Here is an 18,929-nt window from a genome sequence, read left to right on the forward strand (position 1 = left end):
ACGTTATGAGCGCTTATGTTGATGCGTGCGCAACCACATCAGTTTATACGCCGCCGGAATGATAAATAGCGACAGCAGCGGCGCGGTGATCATACCGCCAATCATCGGCGCGGCAATACGGCTCATCACTTCTGAACCCGCCCCGGTTCCCCATAAAATAGGTAACAGACCGGCGATAATCACCGCCACGGTCATGGCCTTTGGCCGCACGCGGAGAACCGCACCGTGGTACAGCGCCTCATCAAGTTTCTCTGCCGTAAAGGTTTGTGGATTATCCAGAGACGGCTCCGCTTCAATCGCATGACGCAAGTACATCAGCATGACCACGCCAAACTCTGCGGCGACGCCTGCCAGCGCGATGAATCCTGTTCCGGTGGCAACGGACAAATGAAAGCCCATCCAGTACAGGAACCAGATCCCGCCGACCAGGGCGAAAGGAACGCTGGTAATGATCAGCAGCGCTTCCCCCACCCGACGAAACGCCAGATACAGCAGAACGAAAATAATCATCAGCGTCATCGGCACCATCAGCTTCAGCTTATGGCTGGCGCGTTCAAGAAGCTCAAACTGCCCGGAAAACGCCACGCTGGTTCCCGGTTTCAACTGCACCTTTTCCGCGATCGCTTTTTTCAGATCGTTAACTACCGACACCATGTCACGATCGCGCGCATCAATATAGATCCAGCTTGCAGGTCGGGCATTTTCGGTTTTCAACATCGACGGTCCTGGCGCGATCTTCACGTCCGCCACATCCGCCAGGGTAATTTGCTGCTGCATTGGCGTCAGAATCGGCAGTTGACGTAAGGTTTCCGGGCTGTCGCGATAGCGTTGCGGGTAGCGCAGATTAATGGGATAACGCGCAATCCCTTCCACGGTTTCGCTTACCATCGCCCCACCGACTGCGGAGGTAATAAACAGTTGTACATCACCGACGGTCATCCCGTAACGGGCGGCTTTTTCACGATGAATGTCGATATTGAGGTAACGGCCTCCTTCCAGCCGTTCCGCCAGCGCCGACGCAACGCCCGGCACGGTTCTGGCAACCTCTTCGATCTGCTCCGCCGTGGCATCAATATCAGCCAGCACGGTGCCGGACACTTTAATACCGATCGGGCTTTTTATCCCGGTAGACAACATGTCGATTCGGTTACGGATTGGCGGCACCCACAGATTCGCCAGCCCCGGTAAGCGCACCGTTTTATCCAGTTCTTCGATGATTTTGTTCATCGTCATTCCCGGTCGCCACTGATCCTGCGGTTTCAGTTGGATTGTCGTTTCCACCATCTCCAGCGGCGCAGAGTCGGTGGCCGTTTCCGCCTTGCCGGTTTTGCCGAACACGCGTGCCACTTCCGGCACCGTCATGATCAGTTTATCGGTTTTTTGCAGCATATCCGCCGCCTGCGCCGCCGAAATCCCCGGTAGCGTGGAAGGCATATACAGCAGATCGCCCTCGTTAATTTGCGGTAAGAACTCCCCGCCCACTTTATTAAGCGGCCAGATGACCGTCAGGATCGAAAGTACCGCCACCAGCAGCGTGGTCTTCGGCCAGTGCAGCACTTTCAACAGCAGCGGGTGATAAATGCGGATCAAAAAGCGGTTAAGCGGATTACTGCTCTCTGCCGGGATCTTGCCGCGAATCCAGTAGCCCATCAGGATCGGGATCACCACGATCGCCAGGAAGGCTGCCCCTGCCATCGCATAGGTTTTGGTGAATGCCAGCGGGCCGAACAGGCGTCCTTCCTGCCCTTCGAGGGTAAAAATCGGGATGAACGACAGGGTAATAATCAGCAGACTGATAAACAGCGCCGGGCCCACTTCCACCGAGGCGTTCGTGATAACTTTCCAGCGCGTTTCGTTATCCAGCGGGTCGCCGGGATGCTGGTGCGCCCACTCCTCCAGCCGTTTATGCGCGTTTTCGATCATCACAATCGCGGCATCCACCATTGCCCCTACCGCAATGGCGATCCCGCCGAGCGACATAATATTGGCGTTCAGCCCCTGAAAATGCATCACGATAAAGGCAATACAGAGGCCCAGCGGCAACGAAATGATCGCCACCAGCGCAGAGCGGACATGCCACAGGAACAGCGCGCAGACCAGCGCAACCACAATAAACTCTTCGAGCAATTTGTAGCTGAGGTTATCAATGGCGCGGTCAATCAGCTGGCTGCGATCGTAGGTTGTCACGACGTCAACGCCTTCCGGCAGGCTGCTTTTCAGCGTTTCCAGCTTCGTCTTCACGGCGGAAATAACGTCCCGGGCGTTTTTACCGGAACGCAGGATCACCACCCCGCCCGCCACTTCGCCTTCGCCGTTCAGCTCAGCAATGCCCCGGCGCATTTCCGGGCCAATCTGTACGCGGGCGACATCGCGAAGGTACACCGGAACGCCGTTCTCACCGGATTTCAGCACAATGTTGTTGAAGTCATCGAGGGTCTGCAAATAGCCGCTGGCGCGCACCATGTATTCCGCTTCTGACAGTTCGACGGAGGAGCCCCCCGCCTCCTGGTTGGACATGTCCAGAGCCGACTTCACCTGCGCAAGGCTAATGCCATACTGCGTGAGTTTCATCGGGTCGATAACGACCTGGTACTCTTTCACCACGCCGCCGACCGAGGCCACCTCCGCCACATTCGGAATGGTTTTCAGCTCATACTTTAAAAACCAGTCCTGTAAAGAGCGCAGTTCCGCCAGATCGTGTTTACCGCTGCGATCCACCAGCGCATATTCAAATATCCAGCCGACGCCGGTGGCGTCTGGCCCCATTTCCGCGCTGACGCCCGCAGGCAGTTTCCCCTGCACCTGATTGAGGTACTCCAGCACGCGGGAACGCGCCCAGTAGGGATCGGTGCCATCTTCAAAAATGACGTACACGTAAGAATCGCCAAACTGCGAGAAACCGCGCACCGTCTTCGCGCCTGGCACCGACAGCATGGTGGTCGTCAATGGATAGGTCACCTGATTTTCAACAATCTGCGGCGCCTGTCCCGGATAGCTGGTTTTCACAATTACCTGCACGTCAGACAGGTCAGGCAGCGCATCAACCGGCGTGTTAATGATGGTCCAGGTTCCCCAGATGCTGAGGAACAACGCCCCCATCACAACCAGAAAACGGTTCGCTACGGAGCGGCGGATAATCCATTCAATCATTTGTCATTCCCTCAATGTGAATGGGCCGCATGATCGGGCGCAGCAGAGGAAGATTGCGCCCGCATACGATCCAGCGCGCCGGAGATATTGGCTTCGGAGTCAATCAGGAACAGTCCGCTGGAGACCACTTTTTCACCTTCGGCAAGCCCGGCGCGAATCGCCGTCACGCCTTGTGATTCATGGAACACCGAGACCTGTTTCGGTACAAAGCGACCGTCGTTGTCAACGGCGATCACCCGCTGTTCCGTTCCATTATCAATCAATGCCTTAGACGGGATTAGCAGCATCGGTTCGCTTTGCGTTTTCAGCTTCAGGTACGCATTCATTCCAGGCTTGAGCGCTTCATCAGGGTTATCAACCTGTAAGCGCAACTGGAGGGTACGGGTGGTGGCGTCCACGCTTGGCAGAATCGTCCATTTACTGATGGTGAAGCGTTTATCCGGCCACGCGGGCACGGTAATATCGAACTGCGAGGCATCTTTAATCAGCCATGCGATGGATTCAGGAACGGCCGCGCTGATCCACACCGGGTCCATCCCCTGGATTTTCGCCACCACGTTATCTTTGGCGATATTCATCCCGGCGCGCAGATCGAACGCGGTGATCACCCCATCAATAGGCGCTTTCAGGGTAAAGCGGGTCTGAATTTTACGGGTCGAGACTAAGCGGCGGATATCCTCTTCCGGCATCCCGGCCAGACGCAGTCGTTCAAGAATGCCTTCCACCTGCGTTGCCGTACCGCCCGTTTCCCGCAGCAGTAAATATTCACTCTGGGCTTCAACCCAGTCAGGAATGGTCAGGTCGATCAGCGGCGTTCCTTTCTTAATTTTATCCCCCACCGTCAGCGGCCAGACTTTATCGATAAAGCCAGCGGAACGCGCCTGCACAATCACAAACTGATATTCATTGAAACTGACGTTAGCCGGAAAAGTTTGCGCGTAGCGCAGCGGCCCACGGCGGACAGCCTCCGTCTTTAACCCTAAATTCTGCGTCTGTACCGGATCGATACGCACGCCTGGCGCAGAGGTCGTGTCTGACTCTTCGTCAGCGTATTTCGCCACCAGATCCATATCCATAAACGGCGATTTACCGGGCTTATCAAAGCGCGTATTCGGATACATGGGGTCATACCAGAACAGAACCTTACGGGCCTCTTTTTCGGAGGCAGGCGCAGTATCGACAGGCTGATGCGCAGACGCAAAATAAGCGTAAACGCCGACCGAGATAATCCCTCCGACGATCATACTGCCGAGAATAAGCGCGGTATTTTTTATTTTTAAAGACGCCATAGTGACTTCCATTCGATCCATTTTCTGGATCAGTTACGCGGGAGATATGCCCGCGCTTCTGTAAACCCGGGCAAGAACAAAGAGACAGCGAATACGCTTTACTGGCTGACCTGAATATCGCGTAATAAAGAGAGATTGCCCTGCTGAACGAAAGTAAACGCCACTTTGTCGCCGGGTTTAATGTCACCGGAACGGGTTTCCGGGGTCAGGGTAAAGCGCATCGTCATCGCAGGCCAGTTGACCGCCGGAATAGGTTCATGATCGATAGTCACTTTTTTCGTGTCTTTGTCGATGGCTTTAACCACGCCGGTTGAATGAATCACCTGCTCCTGCTGCGCCGCTGATGCGTTATTCATCATCTCGCCGTGGTGGTGTTCATTCGCCTGAACGTTAAATACCACGGCGGAGAACAGACCCAAAATCGCCGCTTTTACTGTATTGTTCATCATGCTTTCTCCTGAAAATAACGATAAATTTTTATTCCACCCAACCGCCGCCCAGCGCGGTGAACAGCGTAATTTCATTAGCCTGTCGGGCGTAATTCAGATCGAGTAACGTTTGTTGGGTTGAAAACAGAGAGCGCTCCGCATCCAGCACTTCGATATAGCTGACCGCGCCATGCTGATAGAGCGCTCTGGCGCGTTGCAGCGTAATACGCAGCGAGCTCAGATAACGCTGTTGCGCGGTTATCTGGTCGTTCAGGCTCTGACGCAAAGCCAGCGCATCCGCCACCTCTTTAAACGCGGTCTGGATCTTCTGTTCATAATTCACAACCGATTGCTGCTGGCGAATTTCCGCCAGATCGAGGTTGGCCTGATTACGTCCGGCGTTAAAAACCGGCAGTTCCACTTTCGGGATAAAATTCCACATCCCGCTCGCGGCATTAAATAAACGGGAGAGATCGCTGCTGCTGCCGGACACCCCGCTGGTCAGGGTAATGGAGGGAAAAAAGGCCGCGCGCGCCGCGCCAATATTGGCATTCGCCGCCATCAACGTATGTTCAGCTTCCATAATATCCGGGCGCTGCAACAAGATTTGCGAGGAAAGCGACGGCGGGAGCGTCACGTTTTTAATATCTCCGCTATCGCGCGCCCTGTCATCCGGTAGCACAGAATAAGTGCCCAACAGCAATTGCAGCGCATTATTGGCCTGCGCCAGCTCGCCCTGTCGTTTCGCAATATCGCTGCGGGTGCTTTCAATCACGCCCCGCGCCTGTTCCAGCGCCAGCACGGTCGTGCTGCCGGTCAGCAACTGCTTTTCTACAAATGCGTAAGAGCGTGTATAGTTTTCCAGCGTTTCTTGTGCGATTTGCAACTGCGCGTACGCCAGCCGTTGATTAAAATAACTTTGCGCCACGTTTGAGATTAATAAGATATGCACTGCCCGGCGCGCTTCTTCGCTGGCAAAATAGTTCTGTCGGTCAGCCTCACTCATGTTTTTCAGCCGGCCAAAAAAGTCCAGATCAAAACTCAGATTCAGCCCGGCTTCATATTCGCGGGTACTGCTGCTGTCACCCTTTAATTTTCCTTCCCAGCTTCCGCTGGCATCGGAATTAAGCTGCGGATAACGATCGGCATCCGTCACCCGGTATTGCGCTCTGGCTTCCTGCACTTTCAGCGTCGCCATGCGCAAGTCACGGTTATTGCGTAACGCCTCGCCGATCAGCAACTTTACTTGCTCATCAACAAAAAAGGTTCGCCAGCCGGTCTCCTGATACCCCGCAGGCGCAGAAACCAGCGCATTCTGGCTCAGGGAGAATTGTTGCGGCACCGGCAACGCGGGCCGCTGATAGTCCGGCGCCAGCGAACAGCCCGTCAGAACAAGCATCACGCTGAGGGTAAGAAGCTTAAATTTGCGCATAGCGTTTCTCGTCCCAACGGGACTGATAACCATATAGTGAATGTGAATTTATGCCCTGTACCTTAACGAAGTGACTCTGTTCGGCCCGTGACAGGAAAATGACAAAGTTGTCATTTTCCCAATAACCGATTGCTATCCGATCCTGCTCCTCTAGAATTGAAAACCCGCCCAACCTTTGCGTGAAGGAAGACGTGATGAAGATTCTGATAGTCGAAGACGAGAAAAAAACCGGTGAATACCTGACCAAAGGTCTGACGGAAGCGGGCTTCGTGGTGGACCTGGCGGATAACGGGCTTAACGGGTATCACCTGGCGATGACGGGAGATTACGATCTGCTGATCCTCGACATCATGCTGCCGGATGTGAATGGCTGGGATATTGTCCGTATGCTGCGCACCGCCAACAAAGGCATGCCAATCCTTCTTCTTACCGCGCTGGGCACCATTGAACACAGGGTAAAAGGTCTGGAGCTGGGGGCTGACGACTATCTGGTTAAACCGTTCGCTTTCGCTGAATTACTGGCTCGCGTCAGAACGCTGCTGCGTCGCGGCGCGGCGGTGATGGTCGAAAGTCAGTTTCAGGTCGCGGATTTGACGCTCGATCTGGTCAGCAGAAAAGTGACCCGCAACGGCATGCGCATCACGCTCACCAGTAAAGAGTTTACGCTACTGGAGTTTTTCGTCCGCCACCAGGGAGAAGTCTTGCCCCGCTCGCTGATCGCTTCCCAGGTCTGGGATATGAACTTTGACAGCGATACCAACGCGATTGACGTTGCCGTTAAACGGCTGCGCGCGAAAATCGATAACGAGTTCGAACCGAAACTCATCCAGACCGTGCGCGGCGTGGGCTATGTGCTTGAGGTACCGGATGGTGACTAAACGCTTTCAACGCCCTTTCTCGCTGGCGACGCGCCTGACATTTTTCATCAGCCTCGCCACCATTGCCTCTTTTTTCGCGTTTGCCTGGATCATGATTCACTCCGTAAAAGTGCATTTTGCCGAGCAGGATATCAATGACCTGAAAGAGATCAGCGCGACGCTGGAGCGAATCCTCACGCATCCCGACGAACCGGAAGCGCGTCGGCTGGAAATCCTAAAAAACGTTGCCGCCGGTTACTCGAACGTCATCATTTCGCTGGAAGATGCCAACCAGCGGGCGATTTTTCACTCTCCCGGTTCGCCTGACCTTCGCCAGTTCATCGCCAAAGCCACGCCGGATAGCAGCGCGCGTAACGGCGATGTCTTTTTGTTGTCCAGCCCGGACTTACAAAGCAAGAGGCACGCTAACGGGCACGGTACTCATTCCGCATGGCGCATGATTCGCCTGCCGGTCGGGCAACTCGCAGACGGGCAACCGGCCTACACGCTCTATATGGCGTTATCGATCGACTTCCATCTGCACTATATTAACGATCTGAAAAATAAGCTGATTATGACGGCTTCGCTGATTAGCATGATGATCATTTTTATTGTGCTGTTCGCCGTCTACAAAGGCCATGAACCGATTCGCAGCGTCAGCCGCCGGATTCAAAATATTACGTCGAAAGACCTCGATGTGCGTCTTGACCCGCAGGCCGTTCCGATTGAGCTGGAGCGGCTGGTGCTCTCGTTTAACCATATGCTTGAACGCATTGAGGATGTTTTTACCCGCCAGTCGAATTTCTCTGCGGATATCGCCCATGAAATTCGCACCCCGATTACGAACCTGGTGACGCAAACAGAGATTGCGCTAAGCCAGACCCGCAGCCAGAAAGAGCTGGAAGACGTACTCTACTCCAACCTCGAAGAGTTTGGCCGTATGTCGAAGATGGTAAGCGACATGCTGTTTCTGGCTCAGGCCGACAATAACCAGCTAATCCCGGAGAAAAAGGCGCTCGACCTGGCGGATGAAGTCCACAAGGTGTTCGACTTTTTTGAAGCCTGGGCGGAAGAACGCGAAGTGCGTTTGCATTTTGAAGGACGCGCGTGTTGGGTATCCGGCGATCCCATCATGTTACGCAGAGCGCTCAGCAACTTGCTGTCTAACGCCATGCGCTACACCCCGAAAGGCGAAGCCGTTACCGTGCGGCTCAAAGAAATGGACAGACAGGCGCAGATTACCGTTGAAAACCCCGGCGCCCCCATTGCGCCAGAACATTTACCGCGCCTGTTTGACCGCTTCTACCGGGTTGACCCTTCCCGACAGCGTAAGGGCGAAGGCAGCGGAATTGGGCTGGCGATTGTCAAATCAATCGTCATCGCCCATCAGGGAACCGTGTCCGTAACGTCCGATCTGCGCGCAACGCGCTTTATTCTGACATTGCCGAAACATGGCGATTGAAATGCAGTGATAACGACGCAGCGAAATGGAGTCTGACAGAAAGGCGAGAATAAAGACTGGCGCGCCCTGCAGGATTCGAACCTGCGACCCACGGCTTAGAAGGCCGTTGCTCTATCCAACTGAGCTAAGGGCGCACTGTGTGAAGCGATGGCTTCATGCGGATGAAACGCGTGAATTATACGGTGAGCGCCTGCTGAGTCAATGGCTTTTGTTCTGGTTGCTGAGGAAGTGTACGAATATCTTTTTTTCTGGCGCTACGCAAGTATCCAGGAAATCACCTGGTAAGAACTCGGCCTGCATAAAGTGGCATTTTAAGGATAAATGTATTTAGAAAATTAATGCGTTTACTTACTATTTCCTCCCCACTTCCCAGCTGTTCAGGATATTTTTTATGCTGAGTGTCGCCATAAAAGAACAAAATAGCCATTTCGAACACGGTCTTAAAATCATCATGACTCGTCTGACTCATCAGTGGCATCAGAAAATTCAATTTCTACCTGCTGATGATATAGACAAAGCGGATATCGCATTTTTATCGCTGGATGAAGACTGGTTTAGTGCCGGATGTTATCAGATACCGGTACATACCCGGCACCAGCAGAGAGTCATTATTTGTAATGAATACGATAAAGACAAACTTATGTTCAGGCCGTGTCTCTATATGCTGCCGCATATTTACCGGGAGGACGATGTTGATGAGATAACCAAAAAGATGGTGCTTATCCTGCATAAACGGGCACTTCGCCGCAGCGTTCCCCCTTCTGTTTGCCATTACTGTACGACTCGCCATTTCTCCATTCTGGAACGCCAGTTTTTAAAGATGGTCGCCCGCGGGCACCGGTTAAGCGAAATTGCCGTACTCCTTTCGTTGAGCGAAGAACAAACCAAATCAATTCGCCGTAGCATCATGAAGAAACTGCACGTAAAAAATGAACAGCAGTTCTTAAATTACATCAGAGTTAACCTGGGTTTTCTGCAAGAATAGACATATTCTCAATTTTCCATCCATCATGTTGAGAAATATCTCACAGATGATTAAGTAACGTCATCTACAGCGATTTTTCGCATACTGCCACAATGACACTTATCATATTTCCTGATTGCACAACCGTCAGGAACCGAAAATATTCGGCGGCATTCTTTATGCCTACAGGAGTGTTTTTGTGGCAACTCGCCCGGTATTACAGGGAAATATTCTTGACTCTGCAACATTGCGCACTCAAAAGGAACGTCCTTTTTGTTGGGAATATCCTTTAAAGCTTGAACCGATAGTCCATTTATCTTCTGCCCGTACCTTTGGCTATGAAGTTCTGACTCAGGTTCCTTTTCATGTCAATACTGAGCATTTTTTTCACCACCTTCCGCCAGAAAAAATAGTGGCGAATTTTTATCAACAAGTCGCCACTATTACGCATTATCCCAAAGGCGTACATTATTTTCTTAATTTACCGCTGAAGGTATTTTTACACCTGGATTTTTTTAATTCAGGAGTAACCCCCTGCCCGTCCAATCTGATCCTTGAAATCCAGGACCCAGAAACGCTTTTTTCACTTAATAGCCGCCAGCGTTCCCAACTCTATGAAAAAATAAAACAGGTTGAGTCTATCGGAATTCCCGTCTGGCTGGATGATGTCGATGAAAATTTGATCAAAGAAGTGGCTGCCGCCCGCTGGCGTTTTAGTGGTCTGAAACTGGATAAAAATGCGTTCTGGGATCTAATTCTGCATCCTCAGAAACTGCGCCAGGTGATTTTTATGGGGTATAACATTGCAGATGTCATACTCATTGAAGGTATTGAAAATCATGCGCAAAAAGAAATTGCTTTTCAGTCTGGCGCCCAATTAGGCCAGGGATACTTATGGCCTGCGCTTTTGCAAAACAAAGAGTAGAAAAACGGAAAGGGAAAGGATGCGCAGCGCACTTCGCAAAGAAAGACATCGCCGTTTAAGAAATACTGATTGCACTCACCACTACCATCACCTTGAACCACAGGTATTTGATCGTCTGGAATATCTGACCCAACGTCTCAATTATGCCCTACCGGACAATACAATCTCTCAGGTTATTATCACGACGGATAACTATCTCGGATATACACTGAATCGCTATTTATTTTCTGGAAAACGCACGGCGGTGTTCAGCTCTCTGGAATCACCCTCACGCAGGCTGGAAGAGACGGGCATCAGACAATTGATTGTTGATATGGCTGGACTGGCAGTCTCCTGCTACGAAACGCTTGAGCGATTACGCCTGCTTATCCGAGAGCGAAGCGATATCCAGGTTTACTTACTGGTGCCGGATAAGGATGTTAGTCTGACGCGTTTTATGCAAAAAGCCGGTAAGTTTTATATTCTGCAACGTCGTCAGAATCTCTCATCATTACGTAACGCCTTATTATCTCCCCCCTCCGTTCAAAATACTGATGGCACCTTTAGCCATACTGACTGGAAGATCATTTCCGCGTTATCTCAGGGTATGTCTTTAAAGGAAATCGCGCTTTTACTCAATACGCCTTATCACCGGGTGATCTACCGACTCAATCAACTTATTACTCAGTTGGATCTGCCGCATCGACACAGTTTGCTGTATCTGATACACCGCCTTAGCGTCACTTCTCTTCACTTAATTTAACACGCTAACCTCTTAAGCTATAAGATTTTTTAAGAAATTACTTATTTTAACGCCTGACTAAATGTAAATTTTTTACATAAAATTAATATTTACAACTATTCCTGGTATCATAGGAAAATCCCTCTTTCTCTATAATCCTTCAATTGACAGGCTCTCACGGCCTCATCGTTGAAAATTCGCCCAAAAATCACATAACAGAAACTAAACAATTGGTTTTTTATGTTGTTTTTATATTTAAAAAAAATACTTTTAGCCACAAAACATTGATTCAACAGAGAATAAAACCAAACGCTATTAAACAGTCTAAAACATGCAGAACATCCTAACAGCCAGCACCGATTTGTGTACCGTAAGCCTTTTCCGAAAAAATAGACCAGGTATAATCCTCCCTATTCTTAGTTAATCAGAATTTTCTTTTTTGTTGGTGCGAAATGGATATTCCCCACGCTTATTGCTCTTACGCAAAATAGTCAGTTAACAAGGATGGTATTACCTTCACCACTTCCCAGGTTCGTAAGGTATATTCTGGCTATTTGATAATTAATAGTGTCTGACGCTTATCCGCAAACGGAAGACGCGCAAACAGTCTGAGGCATACAACAATGAAACCTGCATCCGTTATCATTATGGACGAACACCCTATTGTCAGAATGTCGATAGAAGTGCTTCTCGAAAAGAATAGTAATATCCAGGTTGTCCTGAAAACCGATGACAATCGTACCGCGGTAGATTATCTGCGCACATATCCTGTGGATCTGGTCATCCTGGATATAGAGCTGCCGGGTACAGATGGATTTACACTGCTTAAACGAATCAAATCAATACAAGAAAATACCAAAATTCTTTTCTTGTCGTCTAAATCTGAATCTTTTTATGCCGGGAGAGCTATCCGGGCAGGCGCAAACGGATTTGTCAGTAAAAGAAAGGATCTCAATGATATTTATAACGCAGTGAAAATGATCTTATCAGGATATTCTTTTTTTCCTTCAGAGACGCTAAATTTTATCAGTAATACCAGTTCACGAAAAGGTGAGCACAATGATATGCCGCTCTCAAACAGGGAGGTTACGGTACTGCGCTATCTCGCCAACGGGTTATCGAATAAAGAAATCGCAGAGCAGCTCTTGCTGAGTAACAAAACCATCAGCGCGCATAAAGCGAACATATTTTCGAAACTCGGCCTGCATACCATTGTTGAGCTTATTGATTACGCGAAGGTACACGACTTGCTGTGATCGTGGCTGACTCCCGACGAGAGATCGTTCGGGAGTACGTTATTGGGATCGGGCTTCAGTTGTAATTGATCATAAAAGTCGCATCCGCCTTTGCGACTCCTGGCTGAACGCCATCGGCCAACGCAATGTAATTCGCATAAAACGTCAGCGTAGCATTACCGTTTTCATCAACGCTTACCGCCTGGCTGGCTTGCTCAAGCGGTAATCTGCTGCGATCGCTGTCGCGGATCTCAATGGCCACTTTTTGCGCCATGACCGCATCATCCAGCGCCAGCAGCGACGTCCCCGCCGCTGGCGTTCCTGAAAAGGTCATCGACGCCGCGCCCGGCGGGCAGCCCTCAAGTTTGATGCTGAAAGGCACGGGCTGGGTGGTATCGCCGCTGGTTTTCAACTGCTTCGTGGGCCAGGTGCCCAGCTCGACCGTTTTGTTACTGTCACCGGTCACTGCGGTGCAGGTGAAGTCCACAACATTACCGCGCAGTTCAATATTAATCTCGCCCAGAGCGGTGTCAGCCCGGCAAAGCGGGCTCAGCAACACGCTGCAAAAAATAGCCAGCAAAAGTCTCATGGCTGTGCGCTCCCCTTAGTCGTAATCCACACGCAGATACCCACGAGCGGTAAAAGGCCCTTCCGTCGGTTTACTCCCCGTGATGCTTACCGGCCATGCGCGGATCCCCACGCTGGCGGCGGCGCTGTCATCCAGACGGAATGGAATTTTGCTGGCCAGATTGTTAGGCGTCAGCGGCACGCCGCCGCTGTCGGAAACGATAAAGCCTAAGTCGGGATTATCAGAGACCATCGCCTGCCCGGAGATTTTCTCCGCCTCCAGACGCATCGACAAATAGGCCTGCGCCGCGACGTTCGTACATTTTATGGCGACCGTTTTTGTCTGCGGCGTCACCCCTTCCGGGCGATTCCCCGCCCCGGCTTTGCTGAACAGCGCGGCGCCGATATCGCCAAAATCAAATTCCACAACCTGCCCGGCATTCACTTCACAGCTTTGCGGAACCTCGACTTTACCGCTGTAGCTGATGGTATAAACCGGCGTGCTCAGGGCATCGCCGGTGCTGGTGGTGACATACACCGAGAACATGGTCTGGCGGGGAATCGGCACCATGTTGATAAAAGGCCGTATCACTTTGAGTTTAAAGATCAGCTTAGAGTCCATCACGCCGAAGGGCTTTTGTTTCGGTACATTGGGGTGCGTCCCCATGCGAATATAATTACGGGGCGGATAAAATAATCCGGCAGCGCTGTCGGTGATACTCATCGCCCCCAGCAGGTAGTCATTGAGCTTGAGATACTGGAATCCTCCTTCCGTACTTTGCACGGGAAGTTCGGTCACATAGCTTCGAAAGGTATAATCCACATTCGTACCAGCAGGACACGTCGCCTGTACGCCAACCCAGCCCGATTTCTCCGGCAGCGTCACCACCTGTCCTACCTGATTATTGCTGCTGGTAAAAACATTCGACAGATCGTAAAACACATCGGTCGGCGTACCGTTCGAGTTATGGCAGACCGTCGCCCATGCCGGATTCGCCAGCAATAATGCGATGGCGCCCGGCAACAACCCTGATTTCATTTTCATCTTTTCTTACCTTTCATGACGACGGACGTTTACAGGTTGCATTAAGCAGCGTCACCGCCTGCTTCAGGCTCTCTTCAGGCAGGGAATAATGCGCCACGCAGCGGGCGTTCGCTCCCTCTCCCCACTGAATCAGCAGTTCCCCTTTCAGCGGCAGTCCGCTCAGATAAATTTGCCCGTCGTCGCCCGCCATACTGGTGACGCCGCTGGCGGTTTCGCGCACAATTGAGCCAAACGGCACCGGGCGATCGCCCTGTTTTGCGGTAACAATTGCGCGCACGCCAATTCGCGTGTCAAAGGCAGCGCGTACCAGCGCCCCTTGCGTCGGCACCACGCTGCTGACGTTATTTTCCACATCGGTGTGGTTATCCATTGAGTTGGTATCCAGCGCGACACGGTTATAGCGATATACGGTGGCATAAGGCATGACCGCATATCCGCGCCAGTCGGTTTGCACCCCGGTCTGGTTTTCTATATGCACCCCTTCGGCGCCTGGCGCTTTAATCAGGACGTTGGTATCGCCTAAAGGCTGACTGAGCGTGATGCCGTCCGCATGACCGACCACGCCGCCAGACAGCTGCCAGTTGTAGTCATGCTGGTCTCGATCGTAGTTGTACCCCACGCCGAGCGTCCCGTAAGCCGCCTGCCAGTTCGCGCTGGCGCTGCCGCTGTAGCCATTGGTGCTGCTGTGTCCCTGGTTCACGCTGTAGCTCAGGTTACGCCCGTCTAACAATGTCCCGCCGATGCCGGTCTGCCAGCTGTTCTGCCCATTGCTGTTCCGGTTCGCGTTAAAAGTGGCATAGGTGCGATCCAGGGCATTGTCGCGCGAGTAGCGCCGACCGGTGAGCACGCTGAACGGAACCGACATGTTGAATGCCAGAATGCGATCGGTGCCGGAAATCCCTACGGATTCATTCCACGACCAGGAAAGGGAGTAGCTGATCCCTTGCCAGCCGCTGGCATATCCCAGTTGATACCAGGTATTGGCATCCGACGTGTTCCAGTATGTTTGCTGACTGCCGGAGATATACAGCGAGCCGTAATCCCCCAGATTCTGTGAAATGTTGACCTGGAATCGGCCTTTTTTGCTGTAGTTCAGGTTGTGATAGCTCTGCACTACCGGCACTTTATGACGCTTACCTTCGCTGTCATATTCATACTCGTACCCTTCCATACTGCGGTACGCCACATCGTCAAGCGTGTAGAATCCGCGCGTGGAATAGCGATAGCCCAGTAACTGGAAGTTAGTGCCGTAGTTGTTCAACGACTTGGCGTACAGGAAACGCAGCGACTGCCCCTGGTGGGTGCTGTCATCCGCCAGTTGGCTGCGGGCGTGGGTGACGTCTACCGAAACCGCGCCCCAGTCGCCCAGGTTCCGTCCGACCCCCAGCACCACCGAGCTGTAGCGCGAAGCCAGCTGCGTGCCGCCATAAGCGGTATACCCTTCAGGCAGACCGGCGATCAGCGTTCCCTGGAAGAAGAATGGCGAAGATTGCTGGCTATTGCCGCTGCGAAAATCCCCCGCCACCAGGTCGAACTTCATACGTCCTTCGCGCTGCAACAGCGGAACGGTGGAGTACGGCACCGTATAGTGCTGCTGACTGCCGTCTTTCTCATCAACCGTCACTTCCAGGTCGCCGCTTGAAGACGTTGGGTTGAGGTCGGTGATCGCGAAAGCGCCCGGTGAAACATAGCTCTGATAGATCACATAGCCGTTCTGGCGGATAGTCAGTTTTGCGGCGGTACGGGCGATCCCACGCACGGTCGGCGCATAGCCTTGCAGGCTATCAGGGTACATATTGTCGGAAGAGTAGAGCCGCGCCCCGCGAAAGCCCACGCTGTCAAACACGTCGTTGCCGGTGTTGCTGTCCCCCATCACCAGTTCGCTTTTCAACGGGATGATGGCGCGTTGTACCCAGGTGCCGATGTTTTTCCAGCTTTGCGAGTGGTATCCGTCGCCTTTGGAATAGCTCCACGCGCCGTTGTTACGCAACCGCCACGGGCCATAGTTCAGGCCGCTCATCAGGCTTAAAAAATAGCTGTCGCTGTTTGTCCCGCGACTGCCGGTAAAACTGTAGTTGATAAGCGCGGCGGGAATCCCCTCATCCCACTCTTCCGGCGGAATATACCCGCGCGCGCTGTTCAGCATTGACGCCTGTGGAAGACTGATATTTAAACGCATTGAGGAAAAATCAAAAGCGATTTCAGCGCCGGGAATCGCCTCTGGCAAATTGATGCAGGTCTCCTCCTGGCTTTGCCCAAGCGCAGGAAAGGCGGTGGTATTTACCCCCAGCCTTTTGATCCACGCCAGATCAAAACAGGGCATTAATCCGCCTGATTTTTCACCGGTTTTCGTCGACGAGGTTTCAAAGCGAATATCCTGGGTCGCGACGAACTCATCGTTGCGCCAGATATCCACCCGATAGATGCCCGGGGGCTGGTGATTGCCTTTCTCAAAACGTGACAAATCTGCCACGGACGCAGCATCTGCCGACAAAAAAGCCGGGTTAAAGTAACTTTCGCCATGACTTATCGCCGGATAAAGCGCCGCCAATATGGACAACGCCACCCCCGTCAGATGTGGCGTATACCCCGGCAGTGAACCGGGAAGATACGTTATCTTCTTCATCGTTTTCTCAGTGTGGCTTCACACGTTCCGATCAGCGCAAGCTAACCGTTTTCGCCGGTGTCAGCGCACCGTAATCATTTACCGTCTGGAACGTCACACTTCCCTGCGCGCCTGCCGGAAGCAGAATCCGGGTATTGTTCTTCGGCGCGACCATGACGTTATCAACCTTCTGACTTCCCACTTTGAGATTGACCAGCGTGAGATAGTAAGCAGACGGATTGGTGATTTTCAGGTGGTTCCCGGAACGGGAGAATTGCAGCATTCCTGGCGCGTCTTCCTGCACCTGCGGCAGATTGGCAGGGCGAACAAACAGCTTAATGCGCGACAGGATCGCCAGTTGCAGGACGTTTTTGCCTTCAAGGCTGTTTTTATCCACCGACGGTATCGCTTTCACATTCATCCAGAACAAAGACTCCCGATCGGCAGGCAGGGGTTGTCCGGCATAAATAATACGCAGCGTGTTTTCACTTTTGGGTTCGCTGACAAACAGCGGCGGTGTAACAACGAACGATTTTTCTTTGATGCCAGCGCTGTTCTCAATCCATGAATTAACCAGATAACGCTCTTTCGATGCGCTGTTGCTAATTGCCAGCGAGGTCTGTTTGGCGTCTGCCGGATAAATAACGCGGGTGGCGCCTAATGCAATTCCCCCGGCCGCCTGCGCACTCATTGAAGTCCATAAGGCAATAAAAATAATAAGGCCTGATTTTATATAATTAAGCATGGCAAAAAATACCTTTTGCGTTTTATCAACGCCCGGAAAACAAATCAGGGGTAAACCAGCGTAAACCACACATCTGAATGAATACTTCCCGGCGTCATATTTTCCGAGATTGCCCGATAGCGAGCCGTGAAATGAAATGTCATTTCTTGCGTTAAAATAGGGGCATAATGAAGCGGCAAGGAATTGGGTATGATTTGCCGTTGTTCTTCATCAAATAATGCCAGACCAATACCGGAGGTCGCCGCCGTGTCGCTGCGCGCCAGGAATACCTGCGGATCTTCTGCGGGAGTCACACCGGAAAAAGCGATCCCAACATGGCTATAAACCTCTGAACTACAATCGGTTAATCGCAGCACGAAAGGAATGCTGGTCGGGGCGAAACTCCCGGTGCCAGAAAAGACATTGGTGCGGTATTGCCCCATCTGTACACGGAGATCCTGGCTTTCGGAATTCACCGCGCAGGCGCCGTTTACCAGCTGGCCTCGCAGGTGAAGATTACCGCTCTCCAGTATCACCGTATGCGCGAATGCGGGCATCGCGCAAATCAGCCCCACCAGCGCCACGCCTTTGCTAATCATCTGCTGTATCACTTATCGTCCCCGGATAGCGCCTCATCCATTGAGGCTTGCCACATCCCTGAATCCCTGGTGGGTTTATTCGTACTTCATGATGAAGGTTGCGTCGGCGTTAGCCTGACCCGGCGTGGTGTCCGCAGCAGTCGCTTTATAACGCGCGGTGAAACGCAGCGTGTTGCTACCTTCTACCAGCGCCTGAGCCGTAGAGAAGGTCGCGCCGTCTGGCTTCAGCGGAGAAGAGGTGTTATCAAGAATTTCGATCCCTACGCCGCCTGCCGTGGTGCCATTGTCACCAGACACGACTGCCAGCAGGCTGTCGTTTGTACCGTCAGCCTGACCAGAGAACGCAACGGCAGCGGTCGCTGCTACGCTCGGATCGCAGTCATTCAGTACAATGGTGAACGGAATCTGTGCGCTGGTATCGCCAACAGCGGTAAAGCTGGCGGTACGATACTGGCCCAGGGTCACGGTCTGATCGGCAGATTTCGTGCTAACGGCACACGCTGCATTGACCAGCTCACCTTCGAAGTGAACCGTACCGCCGCTAACGCTTACCGGATCGGCATGAGCCGCACCAGCAGCAAACATCAGGCCAGCAATAACGGAAGAGGTCATTAATTTAAGTTTCATGGATTTCCCTTGAATTACGCACATTCGGCTCCAGTTTCCTGCGGGAACCGTTTGAATCACTATCGACATAATAATGTCAGGCTAATTATCTCTGCATCCTGTAAAGATATATATCGAAAGAGAATTAGCTAACCTTTTTACCCCAACTCTCCTGAGCATTAGATTCACTAATTAATCTTTACGAATATGACAATTCGTCACAGGGATAAATTAAACATTTCAATAAGTGAAAAATACCTTCAATCTCTTTAATTAGCCCAGGTAAATTCTTATTGGGATATAGGACAGGTCTAAGCCTT

16 protein-coding genes and 1 tRNA gene are annotated in these 18,929 nt (G+C 52.0%); 6 read left to right on the forward strand and 11 right to left on the reverse strand.

The window, feature by feature from the left end:
• Positions 1 to 3 precede the first annotated feature (3 nt).
• From OGX93_RS06695 to OGX93_RS06710, 4 genes are all read right to left on the reverse strand, one after another.
• Positions 4 to 3,150, reverse strand: a complete 3,147-nt coding sequence (locus OGX93_RS06695) for a CusA/CzcA family heavy metal efflux RND transporter (protein ID WP_130028760.1) — start codon at positions 3,148 to 3,150, stop codon at positions 4 to 6.
• Positions 3,151 to 3,161: 11 nt separating this feature from the next.
• Positions 3,162 to 4,439, reverse strand: a complete 1,278-nt coding sequence (locus OGX93_RS06700) for an efflux RND transporter periplasmic adaptor subunit (protein WP_286449684.1) — start codon at positions 4,437 to 4,439, stop codon at positions 3,162 to 3,164.
• A 98-nt stretch (positions 4,440 to 4,537) separates the two neighbouring features.
• Entirely contained in the window at positions 4,538 to 4,885 is a 348-nt protein-coding gene (cusF, locus tag OGX93_RS06705; RefSeq protein ID WP_024130571.1) for a cation efflux system protein CusF, read from the reverse strand.
• 31 nt (positions 4,886 to 4,916) lie between these two features.
• A complete protein-coding gene (locus OGX93_RS06710) occupies positions 4,917 to 6,299 on the reverse strand; it encodes an efflux transporter outer membrane subunit (protein WP_286449683.1) in 1,383 nt (460 codons plus the stop codon).
• A gap of 194 nt (positions 6,300 to 6,493) precedes the next feature.
• Between OGX93_RS06710 and cusR the strand changes: the two genes are divergently transcribed.
• Together cusR and OGX93_RS06720 are read left to right on the forward strand one after the other, a co-directional pair.
• A complete protein-coding gene (gene cusR / locus OGX93_RS06715; RefSeq protein ID WP_024130574.1) occupies positions 6,494 to 7,177 on the forward strand; it encodes a copper response regulator transcription factor CusR in 684 nt (227 codons plus the stop codon).
• Entirely contained in the window at positions 7,167 to 8,618 is a 1,452-nt protein-coding gene (locus tag OGX93_RS06720) for a Cu(+)/Ag(+) sensor histidine kinase (RefSeq protein WP_012133444.1), read from the forward strand. Before cusR ends, OGX93_RS06720 begins: the two co-directional genes overlap by 11 nt.
• Before the next feature lie 57 nt (positions 8,619 to 8,675).
• On the opposite strand, the gene OGX93_RS06725 is transcribed toward OGX93_RS06720, so the two are convergent.
• A tRNA-Arg gene (locus tag OGX93_RS06725) sits at positions 8,676 to 8,752 on the reverse strand.
• 257 nt (positions 8,753 to 9,009) lie between these two features.
• Here OGX93_RS06725 and fimW point away from each other — a divergent pair.
• The 4 genes from fimW to fimZ all read left to right on the forward strand — a co-directional run bounded on the left by fimW (position 9,010) and on the right by fimZ (position 12,484).
• Positions 9,010 to 9,603, forward strand: coding sequence for a fimbria biosynthesis transcriptional regulator FimW (fimW, locus tag OGX93_RS06730; RefSeq protein WP_047458307.1), 594 nt, complete (start codon positions 9,010 to 9,012; stop codon positions 9,601 to 9,603).
• A 178-nt stretch (positions 9,604 to 9,781) separates the two neighbouring features.
• Entirely contained in the window at positions 9,782 to 10,507 is a 726-nt protein-coding gene (locus tag OGX93_RS06735; protein ID WP_286449424.1) for an EAL domain-containing protein, read from the forward strand.
• 19 nt (positions 10,508 to 10,526) lie between these two features.
• Complete coding sequence (gene fimY / locus OGX93_RS06740; protein WP_047458315.1) at positions 10,527 to 11,249, forward strand: fimbria biosynthesis regulator FimY; 723 nt, start codon at positions 10,527 to 10,529, stop codon at positions 11,247 to 11,249.
• Between the two features lie 602 nt (positions 11,250 to 11,851).
• Positions 11,852 to 12,484: a fimbria biosynthesis transcriptional regulator FimZ gene (fimZ, locus tag OGX93_RS06745; RefSeq protein ID WP_012133449.1), complete on the forward strand. Its 633-nt coding sequence runs from the start codon at positions 11,852 to 11,854 to the stop codon at positions 12,482 to 12,484.
• A gap of 55 nt (positions 12,485 to 12,539) precedes the next feature.
• Here the strand turns inward: fimZ and sfmF are convergent, their stop codons facing one another.
• The 6 genes from sfmF to fimA all read right to left on the reverse strand — a co-directional run bounded on the left by sfmF (position 12,540) and on the right by fimA (position 18,630).
• Complete coding sequence (sfmF, locus tag OGX93_RS06750; protein WP_047458317.1) at positions 12,540 to 13,052, reverse strand: fimbria assembly protein; 513 nt, start codon at positions 13,050 to 13,052, stop codon at positions 12,540 to 12,542.
• A 15-nt stretch (positions 13,053 to 13,067) separates the two neighbouring features.
• Positions 13,068 to 14,075: a type 1 fimbria D-mannose specific adhesin FimH gene (fimH, locus tag OGX93_RS06755; protein ID WP_104868971.1), complete on the reverse strand. Its 1,008-nt coding sequence runs from the start codon at positions 14,073 to 14,075 to the stop codon at positions 13,068 to 13,070.
• Between the two features lie 13 nt (positions 14,076 to 14,088).
• Positions 14,089 to 16,701 (reverse strand): fimbrial biogenesis usher protein, encoded by a 2,613-nt coding sequence (locus tag OGX93_RS06760; protein WP_286449423.1) that lies wholly within the window; start codon positions 16,699 to 16,701, stop codon positions 14,089 to 14,091.
• A gap of 31 nt (positions 16,702 to 16,732) precedes the next feature.
• Positions 16,733 to 17,425, reverse strand: coding sequence for a type 1 fimbria chaperone FimC (gene fimC / locus OGX93_RS06765; RefSeq protein WP_286449422.1), 693 nt, complete (start codon positions 17,423 to 17,425; stop codon positions 16,733 to 16,735).
• A gap of 44 nt (positions 17,426 to 17,469) precedes the next feature.
• The gene (gene fimI, locus OGX93_RS06770; RefSeq protein ID WP_071260125.1) at positions 17,470 to 18,003 is read right to left on the reverse strand and encodes a type 1 fimbrial protein subunit FimI; all 534 of its coding nucleotides are present in this window, start codon (positions 18,001 to 18,003) and stop codon (positions 17,470 to 17,472) included.
• Positions 18,004 to 18,078: 75 nt separating this feature from the next.
• Positions 18,079 to 18,630, reverse strand: coding sequence for a type 1 fimbrial major subunit FimA (gene fimA / locus OGX93_RS06775; RefSeq protein ID WP_024130577.1), 552 nt, complete (start codon positions 18,628 to 18,630; stop codon positions 18,079 to 18,081).
• Between the last annotated feature and the right edge of the window lie 299 nt (positions 18,631 to 18,929).

The organism is Citrobacter sp. CK195, assembly GCF_030333365.1.
In the GTDB taxonomy this organism is placed as follows: domain Bacteria; phylum Pseudomonadota; class Gammaproteobacteria; order Enterobacterales; family Enterobacteriaceae; genus Citrobacter_B; species Citrobacter_B koseri.